We start from the raw sequence: 6,155 nt of genomic DNA on the forward strand, positions 1-6,155 counted from the left end.
GCCGGGATGATGGTCCAGTCGGCCGGCTCGATCACGGCGAGACGGTCACGCCGCACGGCCTCCTCGTCGGCCTCCTGCTCGATGCGGTAACGTTCGAAGTCGCGGCCCTCGCGCAGATCGCCGTCGGGGGCGATGCGCGGCAGGCCCGAGTGGTCGGCCTCCGGCAGGACCAGGGCGGTGGCACCGGCCTCGACCGCCGCGCGGGCGGCGGCGTCGTCGGCCGGTTCGATCCAGATGTGCTTGCGCGCGGTCGGGTCACTCATGGGGCGGGAGTATAACGTCTCGCCGGCCGGCCGCGGGTCAGTCGCCGATCAGGCCGGCGTCCTCGCACAGGCGGATCACCGGCTGCGAACGGTTCATGGCGTAGAAGTGGATGCCGGGGGCGCCCGCGTCGACCAGTTGGCGGCAGAGATCGATGACCACGTCGTGGCCGAAGGCACGCAGGCCGTCCATGTCGTCGCCGAAGGCCTCCAGCCGCTTCCTCAGCCAGCGCGGGATGTCCGCGCCGCACATGTCGGAGAAGCGCGCCAGCTGCTGGTAGTTGGTGATCGGCATCACGCCGGGGACGATCGGCACGTCGATGTTCAACCGCTCGCAGTCGTCGAGAAAGCGCCGGTAGGCCTCGATCGAGTAGAAGTACTGCGTGATCGCCGCATCCGCGCCGGCCTCGACCTTGCGCTTGAAGTTGGCGAGATCCGCCTCGGCGTTCGGTGCCTGCGGGTGGATCTCCGGGTAGGCCGCCACCTCGACGTGGAACCAGTCACCGCTGTACTCGCGGATGAAGGCCACCAGTTCGTTGGCATAGCGGAAGTCGCCCGGGTCGCGCATGCCGCTGGGCAGGTCGCCGCGCAGGGCGACGATGCGCCGGATGCCCTGCGCGCGGTAGTCGTCGAGGATCTGCGCGATCCCCTCACGGGTCGAGCCGATGCAGGACAGGTGCGGTGCGGCCGGCACGCCGGAGTCGCGCTGGATCTCGCGCACGGTCTCGAAGGTGCGCGTCTGGGTCGAGCCGCCGGCACCGAAGGTGACCGAGAAGTACTCGGGATCGATTGCTCGGGCGAGTTCCTGGTAGACATCGCGCAGCTTGACCGCGCCCTCGTCGGACTTCGGCGGGAAGAATTCGCAGGAAACCGGGATGGACATGATTCCTCCGGGAAAGGTAGGGCGGGCGACACGGGGTGCCGTGCCGCCCGGGGGCGTGTCGGTCGTGCCCGCTCAGTAGCGGTACGCGTCCGGCTTGAACGGGCCCTCGGCCGGTACGCCGAGGTATTTCGCCTGCTCGTCGGTCATGCGGGTGAGCACGCCGCCGAAGCCCTCGACCATGTAGCGGGCGACTTCCTCGTCGAGCTGCTTGGGCAGCACCTCGACGCGCAGCGCCTGGTCCTTCCTTTCGGCCGGCAGATCGGCGAAGCGCTCCTGGAACAGGTGAATCTGTGCCAATACCTGGTTGGCGAACGAGCCGTCCATGATGCGGCTGGGGTGACCGGTGGCGTTGCCCAGGTTCACCAGTCGGCCCTCGGAGAGCAGGATCAGGTAGTTCTCGCTGTCCGGGTCGAAGTCGCCGCCGGCGGTCGCCTCGCGGTAGATCTTGTGCACCTGCGGCTTGATCTCTTCCCAGGCCCAGTTCTCCCGCATGTAGGCGGTGTCGATCTCGTTGTCGAAGTGACCGATGTTGCAGACCACCGCGCCGTTCTTCAGCGCGCGCAGCATCGGCGCGTCGCAGACGTTGACGTTGCCGGTGGTGGTGACGAGCAGGTCGATCCTGCCCAGCAGGGCCTTGTCGATGCCGTCGTCATCGCCGGTGTTGACGCCGTCGATGTACGGCGAGACCACCTCGAAGCCGTCCATCGCCGCCTGCATCGCGCAGATCGGGTCGATCTCGGAGACCTTGACGATCATGCCTTCTTGGCGCAGCGAGGCGGCGGAACCCTTGCCCACGTCACCGTAGCCGACCACCAGCGCCTGCTTGCCGGAGAGCAGGTGGTCGGTGGCCCGCTTGATCGCATCGGAAAGCGAGTGACGACAGCCGTACTTGTTGTCGTTCTTCGACTTGGTGACCGCGTCGTTGACGTTGACCGCCGGGATCTTGAGCGTGCCTTCCTCGAGCATCTCCAGCAGGCGATGCACGCCGGTGGTGGTCTCCTCGGACACCCCGTGAACGCCCTCGAGCAGGTTCGGGTACTTCTCGTGCATCAGGCCGGTGAGGTCGCCGCCGTCGTCGAGCAGCAGGTTCGGCGTCCAGGCCTTCTCCCCGTCGCCCGGCCCCTGGATGGTCTGCTCGACGCACCACCAGTACTCCTCCTCGGTCTCGCCCTTCCAGGCGAACACCGGGATGTTGTTGGCGGCGATGGCCGCCGCGGCGTGATCCTGGGTGGAGAAGATGTTGCAGGACGACCAGCGCACCTCGGCGCCCAGTGCGGTGAGCGTCTCGATCAGCACCGCGGTCTGGATGGTCATGTGGATGCAACCGGCGATGCGGGCGCCGGCGAGCGGCTGCTCGGCGCGGTACTTCTCGCGGATCTTGATCAGCGCCGGCATCTCGCGCTCGGCGATGCGGATCTCGCGGCGACCCCAGTCGGCAAGATGGATGTCGGCGACCTTGTAGTCGTTGAAGGCTTGCGGCTTGGTTACGGCATTCACGGTCAGCGTCCTCGTCGATTCTTTTCAGTGGATCGACTTGAACGAGAGGGCGTGTCGTGCGGCTCTTGTTCAAGTCGAGGCTTGAAAGCGAACCCGGTGGATCGGGTTCTCAAGAGCGCCGTTGATCGGGTGGCCGGGGCGAATGCCCTGGCCGCCGCGCCCCGGCCGAGCCTGACCCACCTTGCGGTGGATTGCAGCGCTCCTCGGTCGGGACGGGAAAATCAGCCGCGGATTATAACCGCCCGCGGGGCGGTCTGCACGGGCGAGTCGCGCCGAGCCTTACAGGCCCGCGTCGCTGCGCAGTGCCTCGGCCCGATCGGTGCGCTCCCAGCTGAACTCCGGTTCCTCGCGACCGAAATGGCCGCCGACGGCGGTCTTGCGGTAGATCGGCCGGATCAGGTCGAGCATCTGCAGGATGCCGTATGGGCGCAGGTCGAAGTGCTCGCGCACGAGATCGGTGATGCGTTCGTCGGGGATGTGGCCGGTGCCGAAGGTGTCCACCGAGATCGAGGTCGGCTCGGCCACGCCGATGGCATACGAGATCTGGATCTCGCAGCGGTCGGCCAGCCCGGCGGCGACGATGTTCTTGGCCACGTAGCGCCCGGCATAGGCGGCCGAGCGGTCGACCTTGGAGGGGTCCTTGCCCGAGAAGGCGCCGCCGCCGTGGCGGGCCATGCCGCCGTAGGTGTCGACGATGATCTTGCGCCCGGTCAGACCGCAGTCACCCACAGGGCCGCCGATGATGAACTGCCCGGTGGGATTGATGTGGTAGGTGGTGTGCTGGTCGAGCCACTCGGCCGGTAGCACCGGCTTGATGATCTCCTCCATCACCGCCTCGTGGAGGTCCGACTGGGCGATGTCGGGGTTGTGCTGGGTGGAGAGCACCACCGCGTCGATGCCCACCGGCACGCCGTGCTCGTAGCGGAAGGTGACCTGCGATTTCGCGTCCGGACGCAGCCACGGCAGGGTGCCGGCCTCGCGCACCTCGGACTGGCGCTGCACCAGCCGGTGGGCGTAGGTGATCGGCGCGGGCATCAGCACGTCGGTCTCGTTGGTGGCGTAACCGAACATCAGGCCCTGGTCGCCGGCACCCTGGCTGGCGGCATCCTCGCGGTCCACGCCCTGGGCGATATCGGAGGACTGCTTGCCGATGGCGTTGAGCACGCCGCAGGTGTGGCCGTCGAAGCCGAGCTCCGAGCTGGTGTAGCCGATATCCACGATCACGTCGCGCACGAGTTCGTCGACGTCGACCCAGGCCGAGGTGGTCACCTCGCCGGCGAGTACCACGAAACCCGTCTTCACCAGCGCCTCGCAGGCGACCCGCGCCGACGGGTCCTGTACCAGGATCGCGTCGAGGATCGCGTCGCTGATCTGGTCGGCGATCTTGTCCGGGTGGCCCTTGGAGACGGACTCCGAGGTGAACAGGTGGCGCTTGGCGGCGGTGGCACTCATGGCGTGCAGGCCTCTTTCGTGTGTCAGGGCTATCGGTCAAGGCGGCGAGCCGGGCGGATCGCTATGCCTCGTGGAGGCGGGATCATGGCACAGCTCGCGGGCAAGGTCAGTAGCCGTAGGTGCCTTCCAGCAATTCGGCGTGGCCGGCATAGTAGCGGTTGTCTGCCGATACGATGTCGGTCAAGTCCTGTTTCTCGAGGATGTCCTGACCTTCCTCGGTCTCGGCGAACGACAACAGCGCTTGTTGCAAGGCCTTGCGCGTTCGCTCTTCGATGTCCGGGGAGACCGAGAACCCCAGGAACGGCAGCGGTTCGGTTGTCACCACGGGGTACAGGCCGGGGTAGCCACCCACCAGCGGGGTGGGGATGACGCCCGCACGGGCCTTGCCTTCGAGAACGGCGGTGGCGACGTCGCGGTTGGTTCGCTCGAAGACGAGGGTCGGTTGTTGCACCGGGTTGGGGAACAGTTGGTACAGCACCAGCGCCCCGACCGATGGCGACGGCTGAACGGCGACTCGCTTGTTGACCAGCTCTTTCGGCGACAGGACCAGATCGTCTTCCCGGGTGACCAGCGACTGGGTCACCTCGCCCTCGAAGCGAGCGATGACCTGCCAGTCCTGACGCTGGGCGCGGAAGTCCGTCACGGGAGCGGCGTCCAGTGCGATGTCGAAGTCCGAGCCTCCCCGTGTCGCTTCCCAGAAGGAGAGATAGTTCGGGAACAGTTCGAGTTCGACGGTCTCGCCCAGGTGGTCGCTCAGGTACTCGGCTACCGGCTCGTAAGCCTCGCTGAGTTCCGATTCCGGCAGGAAAGGTGCGATGGCCATCTTCAGGCTGCCCTCCGCCTTGGCGGGGAGTGTTGCGGCCAGCAGGGCGACCGCCCCGGCGAACAGGACCAGCAGTCGTCCTGTCCCGATGTCTCGGTCCGTGGTGGGGCTGAGGTGGTGGGAGGGGCGCGTGGACGCGTGCATGGGTGGGTTCTCCTGATCCTTGGCGTTCGGTTTGTCTTCGCGACCGGTCTGTTGCCGGTTTTTGCGGATTGCCGGGCGGTGTCGTCGTCCCTCGCTACGAGTCGGCTCGCAGCGCCGCCACTGATGGCGTGGCGTGAAGCGGTTGAAAAATATCACAGTTGACCTTGGGGCGGCGAGCCAAGGCCGTTGCGACGATGCGGCTTGCCCGCGCTGGCCCGCATCATGAGACACTGCGGCTGGTGGTGCAGGAAGTCATTGCACTCCGTGTTCTCTCCACGTCAGCTTCTCGAGAAGGAGGTAAGCTCATGGCCCGCACGGAAACCCCCGTCTGCGATTTCGGTCGACCCGCGGTCGATTTCGCCCTGCCTGACGTCGAGGGGCGCATCTGGCGCCTGGCGGATGTCCGGGGCGAGAACGGCACCCTGGTCATGTTCATCTGCAATCACTGCCCCTACGTCAAGGCGGTGCTCGATCGCATCGTTCGCGATGCGCGCGAGCTGAAGGGTCTGGGCGTGAACACGGTGGCCATCATGTCCAACGATCCGACCGACTATCCGGAAGACTCCCCGGAAAACATGAAGCGGGTCGCCGAGCGCCACCAGTTTCCGTTTCCCTATCTCCTGGACGAGTCCCAGGCGGTCGCCAAGGCGTATGGCGCGGTCTGCACACCGGATTTCTTCGGTTACAACGCCGATCTCGAGCTCCAGTACCGCGGCCGGCTGGATGCCTCGCGCAAGGAGGCGGAGCCTGACGCGCCCCGCGAGCTCTTCGAGGCGATGAAGCAGGTGGCCGAGACCGGCCGCGGCCCCGAGGAGCAGGTGCCCTCGATGGGCTGCTCGATCAAGTGGCGTGAGGCCTGAACTGCTCGCCTCGGCCCCCGCTGGCATCGAGGGTTGCCTGCCCACGGCCCTGGGTGTGATCTCTGCATGAACTCGATGGTGCCTCTGGCCAGTGGGTTTGTTCGCAATCGGGGCGTCGGGCCGAACGCGGGCCCAAGGTGATGACTCGGGCCCGTCGCGGGCCGGAGACGACGGGCGTGGGCAAACCCGCAAGCCCCGCCAGGGCGGGCCGCCAAAGGGGCATCTGTGGCGCTTGC

Annotated in this window: 6 protein-coding genes and 1 riboswitch; of the genes, 1 reads left to right on the top strand and 5 read right to left on the bottom strand. The window is 66.9% G+C overall.

Annotated elements, in window-relative coordinates; translation table 11 throughout:
- From ACLFRM_RS08720 to ACLFRM_RS08740, 5 genes are all read right to left on the bottom strand, one after another.
- On the bottom strand, positions 1-263 hold a 263-nt coding region (locus tag ACLFRM_RS08720; protein WP_410755352.1), incomplete at its 3' end, for a hypothetical protein.
- A gap of 37 nt (positions 264-300) precedes the next feature.
- Positions 301-1,143 carry a methylenetetrahydrofolate reductase [NAD(P)H] gene (gene metF, locus ACLFRM_RS08725; protein WP_410755353.1) on the bottom strand — a complete coding sequence of 281 codons (843 nt, stop codon included), beginning with the start codon at positions 1,141-1,143 and terminating at the stop codon, positions 301-303.
- Between the two features lie 72 nt (positions 1,144-1,215).
- A complete protein-coding gene (gene ahcY, locus ACLFRM_RS08730) occupies positions 1,216-2,640 on the bottom strand; it encodes an adenosylhomocysteinase (RefSeq protein ID WP_410755354.1) in 1,425 nt (474 codons plus the stop codon).
- A 106-nt stretch (positions 2,641-2,746) separates the two neighbouring features.
- Positions 2,747-2,851, bottom strand: a riboswitch (S-adenosyl-L-homocysteine riboswitch).
- 68 nt (positions 2,852-2,919) lie between these two features.
- A complete protein-coding gene (gene metK, locus ACLFRM_RS08735; RefSeq protein ID WP_410755355.1) occupies positions 2,920-4,092 on the bottom strand; it encodes a methionine adenosyltransferase in 1,173 nt (390 codons plus the stop codon).
- 106 nt (positions 4,093-4,198) lie between these two features.
- Complete coding sequence (locus ACLFRM_RS08740; protein ID WP_410755356.1) at positions 4,199-5,059, bottom strand: phosphate/phosphite/phosphonate ABC transporter substrate-binding protein; 861 nt, start codon at positions 5,057-5,059, stop codon at positions 4,199-4,201.
- A 305-nt stretch (positions 5,060-5,364) separates the two neighbouring features.
- Between ACLFRM_RS08740 and ACLFRM_RS08745 the strand changes: the two genes are divergently transcribed.
- Entirely contained in the window at positions 5,365-5,919 is a 555-nt protein-coding gene (locus ACLFRM_RS08745) for a thioredoxin family protein (RefSeq protein ID WP_410755357.1), read from the top strand.
- Positions 5,920-6,155 lie beyond the last annotated feature (236 nt).

This window comes from Guyparkeria sp. (assembly GCF_046540515.1).
In the GTDB taxonomy this organism is placed as follows: Bacteria; Pseudomonadota; Gammaproteobacteria; order Halothiobacillales; family Halothiobacillaceae; genus Guyparkeria.

Coding starts and splice junctions, on each gene's coding strand:
- ACLFRM_RS08740 (WP_410755356.1), bottom strand. CDS start 5,059: ATGCACGCGTCCACGCGCCCCTCCCACCACCTCAGCCCCACCACGGAC.
- ACLFRM_RS08745 (WP_410755357.1), top strand. CDS start 5,365: ATGGCCCGCACGGAAACCCCCGTCTGCGATTTCGGTCGACCCGCGGTC.
- metK (WP_410755355.1), bottom strand. CDS start 4,092: ATGAGTGCCACCGCCGCCAAGCGCCACCTGTTCACCTCGGAGTCCGTC.
- metF (WP_410755353.1), bottom strand. CDS start 1,143: ATGTCCATCCCGGTTTCCTGCGAATTCTTCCCGCCGAAGTCCGACGAG.